The 18,440-nt window shown below is 69.4% G+C and carries 19 protein-coding genes; 13 read left to right on the top strand and 6 right to left on the bottom strand.

Features of this window, described 5'->3' with window-relative positions:
* Positions 1-7: 7 nt before the first annotated feature.
* Positions 8-919: a haloalkane dehalogenase gene (locus LOK44_RS23735; protein WP_237572539.1), complete on the top strand. Its 912-nt coding sequence runs from the start codon at positions 8-10 to the stop codon at positions 917-919.
* Here LOK44_RS23735 and LOK44_RS23730 read toward each other — a convergent pair.
* Together LOK44_RS23730 and LOK44_RS23725 are read right to left on the bottom strand one after the other, a co-directional pair.
* Entirely contained in the window at positions 916-1,212 is a 297-nt protein-coding gene (locus LOK44_RS23730; RefSeq protein ID WP_237572538.1) for a hypothetical protein, read from the bottom strand. The two genes, LOK44_RS23735 and LOK44_RS23730, sit on opposite strands and share 4 nt — an antisense overlap.
* A gap of 9 nt (positions 1,213-1,221) precedes the next feature.
* A complete protein-coding gene (locus LOK44_RS23725) occupies positions 1,222-2,061 on the bottom strand; it encodes a class II fructose-bisphosphate aldolase (protein ID WP_237572537.1) in 840 nt (279 codons plus the stop codon).
* Between the two features lie 118 nt (positions 2,062-2,179).
* On the opposite strand from LOK44_RS23725, the gene LOK44_RS23720 reads away from it, so the two are divergent.
* Genes LOK44_RS23720 through LOK44_RS23705 form a run of 4 tightly spaced genes read left to right on the top strand, consistent with a single transcriptional unit; the run spans position 2,180 to position 6,421 of the window.
* Positions 2,180-3,484 carry an FGGY-family carbohydrate kinase gene (locus LOK44_RS23720; protein WP_237572536.1) on the top strand — a complete coding sequence of 435 codons (1,305 nt, stop codon included), beginning with the start codon at positions 2,180-2,182 and terminating at the stop codon, positions 3,482-3,484.
* Positions 3,481-4,281 carry a DeoR/GlpR family DNA-binding transcription regulator gene (locus LOK44_RS23715; RefSeq protein WP_237572535.1) on the top strand — a complete coding sequence of 267 codons (801 nt, stop codon included), beginning with the start codon at positions 3,481-3,483 and terminating at the stop codon, positions 4,279-4,281. Before LOK44_RS23720 ends, LOK44_RS23715 begins: the two co-directional genes overlap by 4 nt.
* Positions 4,278-5,252 (top strand): 1-phosphofructokinase family hexose kinase, encoded by a 975-nt coding sequence (locus LOK44_RS23710; protein WP_237572534.1) that lies wholly within the window; start codon positions 4,278-4,280, stop codon positions 5,250-5,252. Before LOK44_RS23715 ends, LOK44_RS23710 begins: the two co-directional genes overlap by 4 nt.
* Positions 5,249-6,421, top strand: coding sequence for a GDSL-type esterase/lipase family protein (locus LOK44_RS23705; RefSeq protein ID WP_237572533.1), 1,173 nt, complete (start codon positions 5,249-5,251; stop codon positions 6,419-6,421). The genes LOK44_RS23710 and LOK44_RS23705 overlap by 4 nt, the downstream gene beginning before the upstream one ends.
* Positions 6,422-6,496: 75 nt before the next feature.
* Here the strand turns inward: LOK44_RS23705 and LOK44_RS23700 are convergent, their stop codons facing one another.
* Positions 6,497-7,888 (bottom strand): APC family permease, encoded by a 1,392-nt coding sequence (locus tag LOK44_RS23700; protein ID WP_237572532.1) that lies wholly within the window; start codon positions 7,886-7,888, stop codon positions 6,497-6,499.
* Between the two features lie 32 nt (positions 7,889-7,920).
* Complete coding sequence (locus LOK44_RS23695) at positions 7,921-8,823, bottom strand: proline iminopeptidase-family hydrolase (protein WP_237572531.1); 903 nt, start codon at positions 8,821-8,823, stop codon at positions 7,921-7,923.
* A gap of 88 nt (positions 8,824-8,911) precedes the next feature.
* Between LOK44_RS23695 and LOK44_RS23690 the strand changes: the two genes are divergently transcribed.
* The 3 genes from LOK44_RS23690 (at position 8,912) to LOK44_RS23680 (ending at position 12,347) form a co-directional block, all read left to right on the top strand.
* Complete coding sequence (locus tag LOK44_RS23690; protein WP_237572530.1) at positions 8,912-9,688, top strand: FadR/GntR family transcriptional regulator; 777 nt, start codon at positions 8,912-8,914, stop codon at positions 9,686-9,688.
* 125 nt (positions 9,689-9,813) lie between these two features.
* Positions 9,814-10,662 (top strand): 4-hydroxy-tetrahydrodipicolinate synthase, encoded by an 849-nt coding sequence (gene dapA / locus LOK44_RS23685; protein WP_237572591.1) that lies wholly within the window; start codon positions 9,814-9,816, stop codon positions 10,660-10,662.
* Complete coding sequence (locus LOK44_RS23680) at positions 10,659-12,347, top strand: ribonuclease J (RefSeq protein WP_237572529.1); 1,689 nt, start codon at positions 10,659-10,661, stop codon at positions 12,345-12,347. Before dapA ends, LOK44_RS23680 begins: the two co-directional genes overlap by 4 nt.
* A gap of 1 nt (position 12,348) precedes the next feature.
* On the opposite strand, the gene LOK44_RS23675 is transcribed toward LOK44_RS23680, so the two are convergent.
* Positions 12,349-13,977 carry a hypothetical protein gene (locus tag LOK44_RS23675; RefSeq protein ID WP_237572528.1) on the bottom strand — a complete coding sequence of 543 codons (1,629 nt, stop codon included), beginning with the start codon at positions 13,975-13,977 and terminating at the stop codon, positions 12,349-12,351.
* Between the two features lie 182 nt (positions 13,978-14,159).
* Between LOK44_RS23675 and LOK44_RS23670 the strand changes: the two genes are divergently transcribed.
* Together LOK44_RS23670 and LOK44_RS23665 are read left to right on the top strand one after the other, a co-directional pair.
* The gene (locus LOK44_RS23670) at positions 14,160-14,906 is read left to right on the top strand and encodes a GntR family transcriptional regulator (protein ID WP_237572527.1); all 747 of its coding nucleotides are present in this window, start codon (positions 14,160-14,162) and stop codon (positions 14,904-14,906) included.
* Positions 14,903-15,373, top strand: a complete 471-nt coding sequence (locus tag LOK44_RS23665; protein ID WP_237572526.1) for a RidA family protein — start codon at positions 14,903-14,905, stop codon at positions 15,371-15,373. Before LOK44_RS23670 ends, LOK44_RS23665 begins: the two co-directional genes overlap by 4 nt.
* On the opposite strand, the gene LOK44_RS23660 is transcribed toward LOK44_RS23665, so the two are convergent.
* The gene (locus tag LOK44_RS23660; RefSeq protein WP_237572525.1) at positions 15,348-15,965 is read right to left on the bottom strand and encodes an SRPBCC family protein; all 618 of its coding nucleotides are present in this window, start codon (positions 15,963-15,965) and stop codon (positions 15,348-15,350) included. The genes LOK44_RS23665 and LOK44_RS23660 overlap by 26 nt on opposite strands.
* Positions 15,966-16,063: 98 nt before the next feature.
* On the opposite strand from LOK44_RS23660, the gene LOK44_RS23655 reads away from it, so the two are divergent.
* The 3 genes from LOK44_RS23655 to LOK44_RS23645 all read left to right on the top strand — a co-directional run bounded on the left by LOK44_RS23655 (position 16,064) and on the right by LOK44_RS23645 (position 18,428).
* A complete protein-coding gene (locus LOK44_RS23655; protein ID WP_237572524.1) occupies positions 16,064-17,080 on the top strand; it encodes an LLM class flavin-dependent oxidoreductase in 1,017 nt (338 codons plus the stop codon).
* A complete protein-coding gene (locus tag LOK44_RS23650; protein ID WP_237572523.1) occupies positions 17,077-17,358 on the top strand; it encodes a hypothetical protein in 282 nt (93 codons plus the stop codon). Before LOK44_RS23655 ends, LOK44_RS23650 begins: the two co-directional genes overlap by 4 nt.
* A gap of 68 nt (positions 17,359-17,426) precedes the next feature.
* On the top strand, positions 17,427-18,428 hold the full coding sequence (locus LOK44_RS23645; RefSeq protein WP_237572522.1) for an ABC transporter substrate-binding protein: 1,002 nt from the start codon (positions 17,427-17,429) through the stop codon (positions 18,426-18,428).
* The last annotated feature ends 12 nt before the right edge of the window (positions 18,429-18,440 follow it).

Here is an 18,440-nt window from a genome sequence, read left to right as displayed (position 1 = left end):
GCCCAACGTGGACGTAGTGCGCACACCCGACGAACGATTCGCCGGGCTGTCCGATTTTCCCTTCTCGCCGCACTACCTCGAGGTCGGGTCGGGGGACGGCGACGTGCTGCGCATGCATTACCTCGACGAAGGGCCCCGCGACGGTGAGGTGGTGTTGCTGCTGCACGGTGAGCCGTCGTGGAGCTATCTGTACCGCTGGATGATCCCCGTGCTCGTCGAGGCCGGCCTGCGGGCCGTCGCAATAGACCTGGTGGGTTTCGGCCGCAGCGACAAGCCAACCCGGCGGGAGGACTACACGTACGCCGCGCACGTCGACTGGACGTGGTCGGCCATCGAGACGATCGGCCTCACCGACGTGACCCTGGTGTGCCAGGACTGGGGGGGCCTGATCGGGCTCCGACTCGTCGGCGAGCACCCCGAGCGCTTCGCGCGGGTCGTCGCCGCGAACACGATGCTCCCGACCGGCGACCACCATCCTGGGGAGGCATTCCTGGCCTGGCAGCGGTTCAGCCAGGAGACCCCGGAGTTCCCCGTGGGCCACATCGTCGATGGCGGATGCGTGTCATCGCTGCCCGCCGACGTCATCGCCGCGTACGACGCGCCGTTCCCGGACGACACGTACAAGGCAGGCGCCCGACAGTTCCCGCTGCTGGTGCCGACGAGCCCCGACGACCCGGCCGCTCCGGCGAACCGGGCGGCGTGGGAGGTGCTGAGCCGCTTCGACCGACCGTTCCTGTGCGCCTTCTCGGATTCTGATCCGATCACCGCAGGCGCCGACGCCGTCCTGCGCAAGCTCATCCCAGGGGCGAAGGATCAGCCGGAGCTGACGATCGCGGGCGGCGGCCACTTCCTGCAGGAGGACAAGGGGCGTGAACTCGCTTCCGCCGTCGTCGAATTCGTGCGGTCGACGCCCCGCTAGCCCCGTTTCGACACGTCGCCATGCAGTTGCGGCCACGGCGGGCGGCGCACCATCGCGATCCCGGCCAACGTCGCCGACACGAGGCCGACGAGTATTCCCAGCATCGCGACGCGGGTGGCATCGACGGCCGGTTCCCACACCGGCTTGCCGTCCTTGACGACGAATACGCCGACCGGCTTGGTCACCGGGATCGCGATCGACCCGTCGGCCATCTCGTAGTGCTCGCCGAACACGATGGACGTCGTGGCGGTGCGGTCGCGTTCGATGCGTCCGGGCATTTCGTGAAGGTTCATGGGTCCTGCTTACTCCCCAGTGACGACGGTGAGTAGTTCGGCGACGGCATCGGCGATCGCGGTACGCGCCGGGGCCAGGTACTTCCGGGGGTCGGTGACGGCGTCGTCGGCGCTCAGGTAGTCCCGAACCCGTTGGGTGAACCGGACGTTGAGCAACGTGCCGACGTTGATCTTCACGAGTCCCGCGCTCACCGCCGTGCAGAGATCGTCGTCGGCGACGCCGGACGAGCCGTGTAGCACCAGGGGTACCGGCACTGCCGAGCGCAGCCGTGCGATCAGGTCGAAGTCGAGTCGCGCCACCCGAGTCGACATCGCATGCGAGCTGCCGACGGCCACGGCGAGGGCGTCGACGCCGGTGGCCTGAACGAAGGCAGCCGCTTCGGCCGGGTCGGTGCGCACGCCGGGGGCATGCGCGCCGTCCTTGCCGCCGACCTCGCCGAGTTCGGCCTCGAGGAACAACCCACGTGCGTGGGCCCAGTCGGCCGCGGACCGGGTGGCCTCGACGTTGGCGTCGTACTCCATTGCGGCGGCATCGAACATCACCGAGCTGACGGCCGTGTCGGCACTGGCGTGCAGCAGCCGCACGTCCTCGACGTGGTCGAGGTGTATCGACGCCGGAATCGGGGCCTCCGCTGCCACCGCGGCGGCGGCGGCGACTATCGGGCGCAACTGGCCGCGGTGGAACTTCACGGCGTTCTCACTGATCTGCAGGATCACCGGCCGGCCGGCAAGTGCGGCACCGTCCACGATCGCCTCGGCGTGCTCGAGGGTGATCACGTTGAACGCAGCGACACCGGTGCCTGCCCGCTGCGCTGCGGCGACGAGGTCGGCGGTACGGGCGATGGGCATCTCGACGATCCCTCCCCGGTGGTGCTCGACCAACGCTTACATGTCTTGACAAGACTCCAACGAAGTACAACCGTATCCATCACCATCCAACTGAGCAAGGTGCGAAGCGAAGGACGACATGATCCCCACCCTCTACGTCGGCATCGACGTGGGGACGCAGACCAGCAAGGCGGTGGTCTTCACCGACGCGGGCGACCAGGTCGCGGCCGGACGGGCCGACACCCCGTGGACGTTTGTGCCCACCGGTGCCGAACTCGACGCCCTGGAACTGCTCGACGCCGTCAAATCTGCTGTGGCGCAGGCATTGTCCGCTGCACCCGACGGACGCATCGCCGGGGTGGGGGTGACGAGCATGGCCGAAGCGGGTGTGCTCCTCGACGGGACCGGCGCACCGACGGCGCCGGTCATCGCCTGGCACGACACCCGCGACCACCGCCAGCTGGAGAGTCTTCGGCAGACGGTCGACGCCCACGGGTTCGCCGCGACGACGGGTCTGCCCTTCCGGCAGCAGTGGTCGCTGACCAAACACCGCTGGCTGGTGGACAACGTGCCATCGGCACGTCGCGCGGTGCGCCGACTCAACGTCGCCGAGTGGATCGTCGCGGGGTTGGGCGGTGAGGAAGCTACCGAGCAGTCGCTGGCCTCGCGAACGGGTTGGCTGCGACTCGCCGAGCGCTCGTGGTGGACGGACACCCTGGACTGGTCGGGCGCCACCGAATCGCTGATGCCGCACTTGGTCACGGCCGGCACCGCGCTGGGGCGGGTGAGTGCCGACGCCGGCCTGTCCCGCTTGACCGGGGCGGTGCTGACCGTGGCCGGCCACGACCACCAGGCGGCCGTGGTGGGAGCGGGCGCCGACGGGCCCGGAGACGAACTGGACTCCTGCGGTACCGCCGAAGCGCTGGTGCGCACCGTCGCCCCCGGCCTGGCTCCCGCCGTGGTGGCGCAACTCGCCGAACTCGGCATCACCACGGGCTGGCATGCGGTGGCCGACCACTGGTGCCTGCTGGGCGCCACACAGGGCGGGTTGGCTCTGCAGCGGATCCTCGCGCTGCTGGGCACCGACGTGGCCGCCCTGCCCGAACTCGACGCAAGGGCGATCGCACTCGACCGGACCGGAATCGCTGTCTTCGCACCGCCTTTCGGAAGGTTGGACGTCGCCGGCATCACCGACGGCGACGGCCCCGAGCACCTGTGGCGGGCGGCGCTCGAGGAGGTGACCGAGCAGGCCGGCGAGATACACGATGCGATGACGGCGGTCAGCGGGCCGCACCGCACGCTGGTGGTGACCGGCGGGTGGTCGCGCAGCGAGGGGCTGCTCGCCGTCAAGCGCCGCCGTTTCGGCGATCTGGTGCGATCCGACGTCGGCGAAGCGGGGGCACGCGGGGCCGCCCTGCTGGCGGCGCGGGCCGCTGCGTCATGACCGACCCGACCCCGCCGACCGACCGGCGAAACGTGAAACCCTTTGCCGACGAACGGCAGACCCACATCCTCGAGCACATGCGGCGCAGCGGCCGCGTCGACGCGGTGCGGGTCGCCGACGAACTAGGGGTTACCGGCGAGACCGTGCGCAAGGACCTCATCGCACTCGAACGTCTCGGGTTGCTGCGCCGGGTGCACGGTGGCGCGGTGCCGGTGCCGTCACCGACCTTCGAGCCGGCGGTGGAGACCCGCACTCAGTTCGCGTCCGAGAAGGCCAGGATCGCCACCGCGGCACTGGAGTACCTGCCCGCCGAGGGTTCGGTGCTCATCGACGCCGGGTCGACCACGGCGAAGCTGGTCGACGTGTTCCCCGGCGACCGCGACCTCACCGTCCACGTCAATGCCCTGCCCCTGGCCATGGCGCTGCTGACCCGCCCCCGTCTGACCGTGTACACGCTCGGTGGGCGGCTGCGGAGGACGACGTTCGCAGAAGTCGGCGACGGAGCGGTGCGGGCACTGGCCGACCTCAACGTCGACGTCGCATTCCTTGGTACGAATGGCATTTCGATGACGCGGGGGCTGACCACTCCGGACCCGGACGAGGCGGCAGTGAAGAGACACATGCTCGACTGCGCCGCGAAGCGGGTGGTGCTCGCCGACCACGGCAAGTTCGGTGGCGTCACGGGCAGCAAGCACGCCGACGTCCGCGACGTCGACGTGCTGATCACCGACATCGGGTTGTCCGACGATTGGTGCGAACGGTTGCGGACCGCGGGCGTCGAGGTTCGGCGCACGTGATCGTCACCGTGACGGCCAATCCCAGCGTCGACCGCACCGTGCTCCTCGACGATCTGGTCCTCGGAGCGGTCAACCGCGGGCGGCGCAGTTGGAGCGAGCCGAGCGGCAAGGGCGTCAACGTCGCGCTCGCCCTGCACGCTCACGGCATGCCGGTGCGGGCCGTGGTGACGGCGGGTGGCCCGGTGGGCGCACAGCTGCGCCAGATGCTCGACGGAACCGGGTTGGACGCGGTGATCGTGCCGATCGCGGGGGACATCCGGAGCAACATCAGCCTGACCCAGCCGGACGGGACCGTCACCAAGGTCAACGAGCCAGGGCCGCACCTCGACGCCGACGAACGCGGCGCACTGCTCGCCGCCGTCGCCGGCGAGCTGACCGGGGCGCGCTGGCTGGTCTGTGCGGGCAGCCTGCCAGGGGGAGTCTCCGCCGACTTCTACGGCGAACTCGTCGCCCTCGGCGAGCAACGGGGCGTACCCGTCGCCGTCGACACCTCCGGGTCGGCACTCGCCGAATCCCTTTCTGCGAGGCCGGCCCTGGTGAAGCCGAACCTGTCCGAACTGGCCGAAATCACCGGAGCGACGCCGACCACGCTGGGAGAGGTCGTCGAGGCGGCGCAGGAGGTTCGCCGCCGCGGCGCCCGGGCGGTGCTGGCCAGTCTCGGCGCCGACGGCGCATTCCTGGTCGACGCCGAGGGCACGCTGTGGGGCGAGGCGCCCGTCGCCACCGTGGTGAGTACGGTGGGCGCCGGGGACGCCATGCTCGCCGGCTATCTCGGCAGCCGGGGCGACCGGGTCGGCGCACTGGGCGCCGCCCTCCGGTGGGGTGCCGCTGCCGTCGGGCTCGAGGGCACGCTCCTCGTGCCGGCCACCTCGGACGCAGAGGTGACGATCACCGACGCGGTGGACCGGGCCCGGCCGCTGCACCACGCCGAACCCGCCCGCACATCAGGACTGGGAGACGACCGACCGTGACCACCGGGATCGAAGACCGAACGCTGGGCGCCGAGCTGTTCCGTGGACTGGCCGAACTGGAGCGCACGGAGCGAGGTTGGCTGCCTCACCGGCTGCCCGCCCGAGCCCGTGCCCAATGCACCGACCCGCAGCTGGCGGCAGCCGAGGCGCAACCGTCCGGGGTGCGGCTGGCGTTCCGCACCCGTGCCACCGTCGTGGAACTCGAACTGTTGCGCACCCGAACGGTTCTCGCCGGGGTCCCTGAGCGGCCGGACGGCACCGTGGACCTGACGATCGGCGGTCGCCTCGTCGATCAGGCCACCACCAGTGGCGGTGACGTGGTCCGTGTCGACATGAGCACGGGGCACGCGGAGTTCGAGCGCGGCACGCCTGCAACGGTGCGCTTCGACGGCCTGTCGGGGCGCGACGAGGACCTCGAGATCTGGCTGCCCTTCCACGAGCGCACCGAGATCGTCGCGCTGCGGACCGACGCACCGATCACGCCGCTGCCGGTCGGGCGCCGTCGAGCATGGCTGCACCACGGCAGCTCCATCAGCCAGGGCTCGAACGCGGCGAGCCCCAGCACGACGTGGCCCGCGGTGGCCGCCGCGCTCGGCGGTGTCGAAGCGATCAACCTGGGTCTGGCGGGCAGTGCGATGCTCGACCCGTTCACCGCGCGCACGATGCGCGACACGCCCGCCGACGCCATCAGCGTCAAGATCGGCATCAACCTCGTCAACGCCGACGTCATGCGGGCACGCGCCTTCGGGCCCGCCGTGCACGGCTTCCTCGACACCATCCGCGACGGACATCCGGACGCGCCGCTGCTGGTCGTCGGGCCGCTGTACTGCCCGATCCACGAGACCACGCCGGGGCCCGGTGCCTTCGACCCGGCCGCGCTCGCTCGCGGCTCGGTGCGCTTCGTCGCGACCGGCGATCCCGCTGCCGCTAGCCGAGGCAGCCTGACGCTGAGCGTGATCCGCGAACAGCTCGCCGACCTCGTGGCCGCGCGCATGGCGGAAGACCCCAATCTGCACTACCTGGACGGCCACGAGCTGTACGGCCCCTCCGACTTCGCCGTCCACCCGCTGCCCGATGCGTTGCACCCGGATGCGGCAACGCATCTGCTGATCGGCGAGCGGTTCGCCCGGGTGGCCTTCGCCCCGGGTGGCCCCTTGGCCGGGGCTTGACGCTCGCGAGATCTACACCACTGTCGTCGACCGGGGCCCGACCACGACGCTGGTGTAGATCTCGCGAGGTGTGGGTCAGTCCTTCGTCGTATCGGTCGACAGCTCCGGCACGCCGCGGCCGCGGGCGACGTTGATCCCGAACACCACCGCCCCGATCGCGAGCCACACCAGACCGCCGATCTTCGCCAGTGCGTCGGCGTTGAAGAGGACGTAGGCGATGATCACGAAGCCGAGCACCGGCACGACCAGGTGCAGCAGGTAGTTCTTCGACTTCTGCCGCACGACGTAGTACCAGACCACCGAGACGTGCAGCAGGCAGAAGCCGAACAGCGCACCGAAGTTCACCAGTGACGAGATCAGCGCGATCTGGCCGACGAAGAACAGCACCAACACCAGGCTGATCGCGCTGACGAACAGCAGGGCCGCCATCGGGACCTTGCGGCTGCTGATCTTCGACAGGAAACTCGGCAGTTGGCCGTCGCGGCTCATCGAGTAGAGCAGTCGGCTCGTCGCGGCCTGTGCGGCCATCGCGTTGGCGAAACCCACCGCCATGACGTTGACCGCGAAGAAGGCGTTCATCCACCCGGTGTTCGACGCGGCCTCCACCAGCGTGAAGAACGCGTTGCCCATCTCGTCGTCGCTGAACGACTCGCGACCACCGGCGAGCAGGCTCGCCAGCCAGGTCTGGGTGATGAACAGCGCCGCGACCACGAAGAGGGCGATGATCATGGCCCGGCCTGCCGGGTTCTTGCGTCCGGTCGACTCCTCGGCGAGTGTCGAGATGCCATCGAACCCAAGGAAACTCAGGACGGCGATGGACAGCGCGGCGGCCAGCAGCGGTGCGCTGACGGTGCTCGGGTCCCAGATCGGCGACGTACCCCAGCTGACGTCGGGCAGCGACTGGCCGTTGATGGCGCGGACCGCGATGACGATGAAGATCGCCACGAACACCAGCTCGATGGCGAGGAACACGCGGTTGGCGATCTTCAGCGAGCCGATGCCGGCCAGGTTGATCAGGGTGTTGACGATGACGAAGACGATGGCCCACAACCACCGTGGTGTATCCGGGAACAGCCCGATCATCGACTCCGCGGCGAACACGTAGAGCAGCGTGGGCACCAGCAGGTAGTCGAGCAGGATCGCCCACCCGGCGAAGAACCCTGCGCCGGGATGGACGCCGCGCCCGACGTAGGAGAACACCGAGCCGGCCAGCGGGAAGGACTTGGCCATCTGGGCGTAGGCCAGCGCGGTGAACACCATGGCGATCAGGCCGATGAGGTAGACCAGCGGCACCATGCCCGAGGAGCTGTTGTAGACCGTCCCGAAGATCGCCCACGGTGCGATGGGCACCATGAAGACCAGCCCGTAGACGAGCAGGTCGACGGTCGAGACTTCGCGCTTCAATTCCTGGGCGTAGCCGAAGGATTCGAGTTCGCGCTGCTTGGCTGCGATGTCGTTGTCGGACATGTTGGTCCCGTCTGTTCTGGGTCGGACCGGGCTCAGGCCTGGTCGTGGTCGTGCAGGAAGTCGGCGATGACTGCCCGGAACGCTTCCGGCTGTTCGAGGTGGGTGCAGTGGCTCGCGTCGGCGAACACGTGACTGCGGGCGCCGGGGATGCGCTCGGCGAACGGTGCCCAGGTCTCGGGCGTGGCTTCGTCGTACTCGCCCGCGACCACCAGCGTCGGCGCGGTGATCCGATCGAGCCGGTCGATGATGCTCCACGTGCGCAGCGTGCCGAGCACGTGGAACTCGTTGGGGCCGTTCATCGTGTGGTACACGGTCGGTTCGCGTTCCATCTGCGCCTCGCTGTCGAGGAAGTCCTGCGGCATGGGCGTCGTGCGGCAGACGTGGCGCGCGTAGAACTCCATCGTGGCGGCGACGTACTCGGGGTCGGCCACGGTGCCCGCGGCTTCGTGCCGGTCCAGCGCGGCCTGGGTCTCCTCGGGCAACTCGGCCCGCAGCGTGGCGGCCGCGTTCATCCACAGCGCCATGGACGCGGGGGAGTTGCAGATCGACAGGGACGCCAGCCCCTGGGGGCGGCGCACCGCGATCTCCGCGCCGAGCATGCCGCCCCACGACTGGCCGAGGACGTGGTAGTCGTCGAAGCCGAGATCGGCCCGCACGGTGTGGAACTCCTCGACGAACAGGTCCGGGGTCCAGAAGTCGATCGGGGCGTCGGGCAGGTGGGTGGACCGGCCGCAGCCGATCTGGTCGTAGTGCACCACCGTCCGGCCCGTCTCGTCGGCCAGCGCGGCGATGTTGCGGACGTAGTCGTGCGCCATGCCCGGTCCGCCGTGCAGGACGAACAGGGGGAGGGCACCCGGACTGAGCGCGGTGGGGGTGGTGATCCGAACCCAGGTCTCGTATTCGCGGAACGGCACAGTGCGCGTTGTGACCGGCATGGCGATCAGCATGAACTGGTAAAGGTCTAGCTGCAAGACCAAAACATGGAATTAACATTCCGGTGACGACGAGGGGTGAAGATCAACCATGGCCGACGCCAGCGGTACGCCGACACCGAGGCGCCCCGGCCTGCTCGACAGTCAGCTGGCCATGCCGTCGCGGGTCGACGAGATCACCGACCGCCTCGTCACCGCCATCGCGATCGGCGAGTACCTCCCCGGGGCCCGGCTCCCGGTCGAACGCGAACTCGCCGCAGCGCTGGGCGTGGGACGGATGACCGTCCGTGCGGCACTCGCGCGCCTGGTGGACCGCGGTCTGCTCGAGACGCGGCGCGGTCGCGGCGGCGGTTCCTACGTCGTCGATCAATGGCCCGAGTCGTCGACCGCGGCAGTGGGCCGGACGCTGTCGATGCGGCTCTCCGAGCTGCGCGACAGGTGCGACGCGATCTGCCGGCTGCACGGGGCGGTGTGCCGGGCGGCCGCCGAATCCCACGGCGCCGACGACATCGAGCGCATCGAGGCAGCGCTGGAGTCCTTCCGCAACGCATCCAGCGGACTGCGGGCTCAGCAGGCCGACAGCCAGCTGCACCTCGCGATCATGGACGCCGCGCACAATTCGGTGCTCAAGCAGGTGCTGCTGGATCTCGAGGCGTCGGTCAGCATCGGCGCTCCCGCACACCTGTGGGGCGAGCCGTCGACGATGCGGGAGATGGAACTGCGGTCCCTGCGTGACCACGTGGAACTCATCGCCGCGATCGCCGAACGGCGGGGGGACGACGCCGACGCACTGGCGCGCGCGCACGTCGCGATCGACTTCGAACACATCTCCACCGCGATGCGCCGCGCAGGCGTCGTAGCAGAGTGATGTCGAGGACTGACGAGATTTGGGTACCCGTCGGCCCTGATCGATGACGACCGGCGGGTAACCTAGCCCCCGTGACCACCAGTGGAATCGACGTCGGCGCACGCCTGGGCACCGTGCTGACTGCCATGGTGACGCCGTTCGGCCCGGACGGCTCGCTCGATCTGGTGACCGCGAAGAAGGTAGCCACGCACCTGGTCGACGCCGGCTGCGACGGCTTGGTGGTGTCCGGCACCACCGGCGAGTCGCCGACGACGACCGATGCGGAGAAGACCGCTCTGCTGGGTGCGGTGCTCGAGGCCGTCGGCGACCGTGCGCGCATCGTCGCCGGGGTCGGCACCTACGACACCGCCCACTCGATCGGCGCCGCCAAGACCGCCGAGCGCGAGGGCGCACACGGACTGCTGGTCGTGACGCCGTACTACTCCCGCCCGCCGCAGGCCGGTCTGCTGGCCCACTTCACCGCGGTCGCGGACGCGACGGCGCTGCCCAACGTGCTCTACGACATCCCGCCCCGTTCGGTGGTGCCCATCGAGTGGGACACCATCCGGACCCTGGCAGCGCACCCCAACATCGCCGCGATCAAGGACGCCAAGGGCGACCTGCACGGCGGTGCGATGATCATGGCCGAAACCGGCATCGCCTACTACTCGGGCGACGACGCGCTCAACCTCCCGTGGCTCGCCATGGGCGCCACCGGCTTCATCAGCGTCTGGGGCCACGTCGCGGCCAGCCAGCTGCGAGACATGCTGTCCGCGTTCACCTCCGGTGACCTCGCCACGGCGCGTAAGTACCACGTCACGCTCGGTCGCCTCAACGACGCACAGACCCGGCTCGGTGGCGTGACCATGGCCAAGGCCGGGCTGCGCCTGCTCGGCATCGACGTGGGGGAGCCCAGACTCCCGCAAATCCCCGCGACACCCCAACAACTCGAGGAGCTGGCCGCCGACATGCGCGTTGCCGCGGTGCTCAGATGACCGTCCCCTCCGCAGCACTCACACCCCCGAAGCCGCTGGCTCCGGGCGGGCTGAGGGTCACCGCGCTCGGCGGCATCGGCGAGATCGGCCGCAACATGACGGTGTTCGAGCACCTCGGTCGACTGCTGATCGTCGACTGCGGAGTCCTGTTCCCCAATCACGACGAACCCGGCGTCGACCTGATCCTGCCCGACCTGCGGCACGTGGAGAACCGGCTCGACGACATCGAGGCGATGGTCATCACCCACGCCCACGAAGACCACATCGGCGCCATCCCACACCTGCTGAAGCTGCGGCCCGACATCCCGGTCGTGGGCTCGAAGTTCACTCTTGCCCTGATCGAGGCGAAGTGCCGCGAGCACCGGATCAAGCCGGTGTTCGTGGAGGTCGCCGAGAAGCAGAGCAGCAGGCACGGCGTGTTCGAGTGCGAGTACTTCGCCGTCAACCACTCGATTCCGGACGCACTGGCGATCGCCGTGTACACCGGAGCGGGAACGGTTCTGCTCACCGGCGACATCAAGCTCGACCAGCTGCCCCTGGACGGTCGGCCGACGGACCTGCCCGGCATGTCCCGCCTCGGCGACGCAGGCGTCGACCTGTTCCTGTGCGACTCGACGAATGCCGACATCCCCGGCGTCGGACCGTCGGAGAGCGAGATCGGGCCCAATATGCACCGCCTGATCAGGTCGGCCGACGGTCGGGTGATCGTGGCGTGCTTCGCCTCCAACGTCGCTCGCGTGCAACAGATCATCGATGCGTCCGTGGCGTTGGGACGGAAGGTGTCGTTCGTCGGACGCTCCATGGTGCGCAACATGGGCATCGCCCGGGAACTGGGCTTCCTGAACGTCCACCCCGACAACGTCGTCGACATCGCGGCCGCAGAGATGCTGCCGCCCGACCGCGTGGTGCTGGTCACCACGGGCACGCAAGGCGAACCCATGGCTGCGCTGTCGCGGATGTCGCGCGGTGAACACCGCAGCATCACGCTGACCGACGGTGACCTCGTGGTGCTCTCGTCGTCGCTGATTCCCGGCAACGAAGAGGCGATCTACGGCGTCATCGACTCCTTGGCCAAGATCGGCGTCCGCGTCGTCACCAATGCCCAGGTGCGCATCCACGTCACGGGCCACGCCTACGCCGGTGAACTCCTGTTCCTGTACAACGGCATTCGCCCCCGCAACGTCATGCCGGTGCACGGCACGTGGCGGCACCTACGGGCCAACGCCGGCCTTGCGGTGAAGTCGGGTGTGCCGCCGGAGAACGTCATGCTCGCCGAGAACGGCGTCAGCGTGGACCTGGTGGCGGGCAAGGCCTCCATCGCGGGGGCGGTGCCCGTGGGCAAGATGTTCGTCGACGGCCTGGTCACCGGCGACGTCGGCGACACCACGCTGGGCGAGCGCCTCACGCTGACGTCGGGCTTCATTGCGATAAACGTGGTTATCAAGCGCGCCACCGGGAAGCGTGCGGCACCGCCGCAGCTGCACTCCCGCGGCTTCTCCGAGGACCCGAAGGCGCTGGAACCCGCCGCGCGCAAGGTGGAGGAGGCGCTCGACGCCCTCGCCGCCGAGAAGATCACCGATCCGGCCCGCATCGCCCAGGCCGTCCGCCGGTCGGTCGGCAAGTGGGTCGGCGAGGTGTACCGCAGGCAGCCGATGATCGTGCCGACGGTCCTCGAGATCGACTGAGTCAGGCCAGCTCGCCGGTTCGGACGTCGATCGACGTCACGCCGGTCCGAAGCGCTCCCGTACCGACGTCCCGGGTCGACGTGCTTACGGCGATCGTCGATCCGTCCACGCTCATCGACGTCGACTCGGCGGATCCGTCGACGGTGACCGAAGCCAGCCGGTCGGGTCCGAGGAGGTCGACGACGGTGACCGTGGTGACGAACGTTCCCGTTTCGGAGTCGGTCGCCTCGGTGGTCACCACGGCCCTATCCACGTCTGCGACCACCAGGACGTCGACCACCGACTGATCGGCGACCGTCACGACGTCGCCGACTCCTTCCCCGGTGTCGGTGTCGACGGTGAGTACGGTCGCCGCCTGGCTGCCGGTGGTGGCGTCGTCGGCGATCGCGACGACCGCGGCCAGGGCGCCGCCCGAGACGACGCCGAAACCGCCGGGCCAACCATCGACGGTCGCACCCTCGCCGACGGGGTCGCCCGTGGCCGCATCCGCGACGACCAGCCGCGTGATCCTGGACTCGTCGCCGTACGCCGCGACGACGATTCGCGTGTCGTCGGAGGCGAAGGCCACCGCGACTACCCGCTGCCCGACCAGGACGAGTGGCTCACCGACCACTGCGCCGGTCCCGCCGTCGAGGACGGCGACGTGAGCGTTGGACTCCGTGGCGTCGGCCACCGACGTGATGACGGTGGTGCGTCCGGCCGCATGGGGTTCCTGCGTCTCGGCCGTCAGAACGATCAGCGCATCGCCCGACGCCGTGGCGCGATCGCGCTCGGCCAGCAGCGCGTCGATGGCATCGTCGAACTCGCGTCGCACCCACGCCAACACGGTCCAGGCCATCGGTGGCGCTGTCGGCGTGCCATTGCCGAAGCCCGCCAACGGTGCCAGTAGCGCGATGCCCGCCCTCGCGGCGAAGGCGAGGACGGCGCTCGCGGGTGTCACGGGTTCTTCGGCCGACGGCCGGGCGGCGACCACGGTCGGTGGCTCCCCGGCCGAGCGCCCGGTGGGGGACGAATTCGCCGGCGCCCGGCGGGCCGGCGTCGCGTCCACCTCGACCATGACGGTGTCCGCCGCGGCCGGTGCCGGTAGCCACCCGACGTCCGTCCGCCCGGCCGATCGCCGTGAGGAATCCGAGGCAGCGAACTCCGAACCGTCGACCACCGGCTGGTCCGCGTCGATCGGGGAGGTGACCGTCGGCACCACGACGACGACTGAGTCGGCGGGAGCTTCGGCAGGGGGAACTTCGGACTGTGCAGGTGGACCCGGATCCGCCGCCGCGTCGTCATCGAGCGCCATGGTCGTCTCGTCGGGAGCGCTCTCGCCGTTGATGGTGGTGTTGGCGCCGCCGGTGCTGCTGACCACCACCGGTGGCGAGGACTCCGGGCCCACCTCGGCCGTCGCCCCGGTGGAGGAACCGTCGGGCGGCTGCGCGGGAATGGCCGGGTCGTCCGGTGTCGGCTCGCCCTCGGCTCCGACATCGGTGCCGACGACGACGTCGCTGGTCTCGGTGTCTTCGGGCGATGCCCACGCGATGCCGGTCGGGTCGGCGACCGTCAGCCCGACCCCGAGCGCGACGGCAAGTGCCCCGATGCGATTCCAGCTGGCGATTGTGGTGACCCCCGTCAGTGCCAATGGCCTGGCCTCACGCTACGAGCGCGCGGTCGGCGATGAATCGGGGGAAACCCTTGAACTCGCACGAGGTGAGCGGCATGGGCTGGGCGCCCGGCATACTCGCCGAAAACGTCGTCGACGGGGTTGCCTTCTTGCGGGGTCGATCGAATAGAGTATCCAATATCTGTTGAAAGCGAGGGTCGATGCCACCGCGCACCGCTACCAAGCGCTCGGACTCCGCGGGCGCAGACAAGGGCACACCGGCCACGCGTTCGGGTGGCCCACGGTCGGACTTCGTCCGGCCCAAGACCGCCCAGCAGGCGGTGGCCGAGGCGCTGCGTCACGACATCACGACGGGAAAGCTCGCCCCCGGCAGCTGGATCGTCCAGGAGGCCGTCGCCGAACAGTTCGGCATGTCACGCATCCCGGTTCGCGAGGCGCTCAAGACCCTCGAAGCCGAGGAGTACATCACCTACGTGCCGCACAGCGGTTACCGCGTCACGAAGCTGAGCCTCGACGACCTCCTCGAGGTCTTCGAATTGCGGGCCATCCTCGAGGAGGCGCTGATCAGGGATGCGATGCCCGCCGTCACGGCCGAGGTCGTCGACGAGATGCGTTCGGCGAACGCGGAGATGGACGCAGCACTCGCGGCTGGCGATCTGATTGCCGTCGGCGTGGCCAACCGGCGGTTCCACTTCCTGACGTTCCAGCAGAGTGGAATGGCCAGGACCAAGCGCATCGTCACCCAGCTGTGGAACACCGCCGACGCGTACCGGCCGCTGTACTCACCGTTGCTCGACATGGTGAAGGTCTGCGACGAACACACGTTGATGATCGACGCGATGGCCGAGCGTGACGTCGATGCAATGGTGGTCCTCAACCACGAACACCGTTCGCACGCACTGCAACCCATCCACCAGATCTTCTCGACGGAGTCGCAGAAGGCGTGAGCGCCGCCGACCGCCTTGCCGAACTGGGGCTCGTCCTCCCGCCTCCCGCGCCGCCGAAGGGCACGTATTCGCCGAGCCGCCGGTGCGGCGACCAGCTGTGGGTCTCCGGCGCGACGGCGCGCCGCGGCGGGACTCCAGCGGTGCGCGGTGTGGTCGGAGCGGACGTCACCGTCGACGAGGCCCGGGCCCAGGCCGCGACGGCTGCACTGAACCTCCTGGGCGCGGTCGAGGCAGCGGCTGGTCTCGACGCGGTGACGGCAATCGTCCATCTGCGCGGATACGTGAGGGCGACAACGGATTTCGACGCACATCCCGCCGTCGTCGACGGGGCGTCGGCGCTCCTGATCGACGTGTTCGGCCAACGGATCGGCGCCCACGCGCGCACCGCGATCGGCGTGGCGTCGCTACCGGGCGGTGCCTGCGTGGAACTCGAGCTGGTGGTCAGCCTCGCCGAGGCGGGCGGCTGACCCGATCCGCCAACCGCCCGATCGCCAGGCCAAGCACCGCTCCGGCGAGAGCGGTGAGTACCAGGGCGGCCCGGTCGGACGCGGCGTCGAGCGGTTGCGGCGGGCGCAGCACCGGACCGGCTCCGTCAGACGCCTGGCCGGTGGGGCGGTCGCCGGCGATGGCGGCGTCGAGCCGGTCGGCGAACTGCCCGATGATGCGGTTGCTCACCTGGGTGATCACGCCCGTGCCGAACTGGGCGATGCGACCGCTCAACTCGAGGTCGGTGGTCACCGTGACCACCGCCCGGCCTCCGTCGTCGCGCGCGAGCAGGCGCACGGTGGCCTCGGTCGTCCCGTTGCCCCGGCGGTCGCGGGCGCTGCCGCGCACGACCATCTCCCTGCCCGCGTCGTCGCGTGTGACCACGGATGCCTTGCCGGACATCGTCATTCCCACGGGTCCGACCTTGATCGCGACGTGGGCGTGGTAGTCGTCGCCGTCGCGGCGGTCGAGTCCGGCACCCGGCACGCAGTCGATCACCTTCGGTATGTCGGTCAGTACCGACCAGGCGACGTCGAGCGGCGCGTCGACGCGGAACTCGTTGACGAGTTGCACGATTTGCCTCCAGCGGTTGTGGATCGATTCGCACCGACTTACGATTGGATACGATATACAACGCTAACGTACGGCGGGTCCAGGAGGTCTTGAACAGGATGTTGAGCAAGGGTGTCGGACTGTTCCCCACCGAGCCGACGGGGGTGATGTGCGACTACGTCCAGCTGTGCGAGGGCCTGGGATACGACAACGTCTGGTTCGGCGACTCGCAGAACATCTGGCGGGAATCGTCGACGGTGATGGGCGCCGCCGCCGTCGGCACCGATCGCATCGTGTTCGGCACGGGCGTGACCAACGCGGTCACCCGGCACCCGTCGCTGCTGGCCTCGACGTGGGCGACGCTGGCCGAATTCACCGGTGGCCGTGTGGCATTGGGCATCGGCACGGGTGACTCCTCGCTGCGCACCATGGGCCTCAAGCCGCAGAAGCTCGCCGAGCTGGAGCGCTCGATCGACGACCTGCGCGCGCTGTTTCGCGGCGAGAAGGTCGCCGAGGCCACCAGCGGGGCGGAGTACCACCTGAACTACCTCGCCGAGCCGGTCGACATCCCGATCTACATCGCCGCATCGGCGCCGAAGATCCTGGAGATGTCTGGTCGCATCGCCGACGGCGTCATCGTCCTGGTTGGCACCGCACCGCACTTCATCGAAGCCGCGCTCGCGACGATCGAGAAGGGCGCCGCTGCGAGCGGCCGCACGCTCGACGACCTGCACATCGTGCTCTGGACGCCGACGGCGATCGGCGACGACAGCACCGAGGCGCGCGACCTGGTCCGCGCCCACGTCTCCCGCGTCGCGATCCGCCCGCTGCCCGCGAAGGTCGACCCCGCGCTGGAGAAGGCGATCGACCGCATCCGCGAGAAGTACGACTACTACGAGCACATGAACACCGAAGCCGCGCACGCCGATCTGGTGCCCGACGAACTCGTCGACCTGTTCGCGCTGGCCGGAACTCGCGACGAGTGCGCACAGCGGCTCTCCGAGATCGAGGCGCTCGGCGTCGACCAGGTGTCGATCGTTCCGTTCGTCCGGCCAGGGCAGAGCCGCGAGGGCACCATCCGCGCCTTCTCCGAGATCGTCGGCGATCTGACCGTTCGCGACGGACGCGACTCGTGACCCGTTCCGGGGCGGCCGATCCGGGAGCGCATCCCGCGCCCGGCAGCGCCGTGCCCGGGGCGCCGCCGCCGCTGCGGCGGCCGCTGACCGCAGCCGACGGGGTGCCCGATCCCGTGCGCCCCGAGTTGCGGCCGACGCCGAAAAGCCCTTCACTGCAATCACTTGCAGAGCACTCGAGTCGCGGCGGTAGCTCGTCGCTCACTGCCGCGGCCGCGATGGTGGGGATCGCGGCGGGCCTCGAGATCGCAGGGATCCTGACGCGGCGACGACGCCGCTAAATGTTGACGCACATCACAGTGCTTCGTATAGTGTATCCAATATTCATCGACCCTCGGAGGTCTCTCTGATGTCTCGTTTCCCCAAGCTGATCGGCGCCGTCTTTGCCGCCACCGCCCTGCTCGTCGGCACCGCGGCGTGCGCCGACGAGGGTGCGGGCCCGGGGGAGGGGGGCGGTGGGTCGGGCACCGACACGCTCAGCATCTCCGCCACCGGCGTCGACAGCCTGCCGTTCATGGCGATTCTGCAGGCCGGCATCAACAAGAAGTGGTTCGAGGAAGAGGGATTGAAGGTCGACCTCTTCTCCGGTGGCGGCGGAGGCAACACCCTGCGCGTGGTCACCAGCGGTGACGCCGACATGGCCATCGCGGGCAACAGCTCGGTGCTTCTCGCTGCGCAGCAACCGAATTCGAACCTCAAGGTCATCGCTCCGTGGTTCCAGGTGAACGACTTCTCCTGGATCTCCCCGCCGGGACGCAACATCGCCGGAGCGACGCTCGGCTTCAGCTCGGCAGGCTCCTCGACCGAACTCCTCGTCAAGGGTCTCGAGCGCAAGCTCGGCCAGGGCGTGCGCGCCCAAGCCGTCGGTCAGATGGGCGACAACTGGACGGCCGCCAAGGCGAACCAGATCACGGCCGGCTGGGCCATGCAGCCGTTCATCGCCGACAAGCAGGCGTCCGACGATGCGCAGATCCTGGTCAACTCACGCGACGTGCTCGGCGACCTGCCCGCCGACCTGGTCGCCATCAACACCGAGTACGCCGAGGCCAACGGCGAGAACGTCAAGACGTTCTTCAAGGTCGCGGACCGGCTCAACGAGTGGGTGGTGTCGAGCCCCGACGAGGCGGCCACAGAGATCGCACCGCTGGTGGGCGTCTCACCCGAGGTCATGAAGGCGGCGTTCGCGAACAGCCCCGACCTCGCCAAGGGCTACTCGCTGAAGGTGGATGCCGACGGGCTGAAGAACCTGTCGGACCTGATGGTCGCCGCGGGCCAGATCGAAGCCCCCGTCGACTGGGCCACCGTCCTGGATCAGCAGTACCTGCCCGAAGACGCCAAGACGTCGTTCTGATCGACACCGCTA

This window comes from Mycolicibacterium lacusdiani (assembly GCF_021916785.1).
Lineage (GTDB): Bacteria > Actinomycetota > Actinomycetes > Mycobacteriales > Mycobacteriaceae > Mycobacterium > Mycobacterium lacusdiani.
This window is presented reverse-complemented; position numbering and strand designations above follow the sequence as displayed.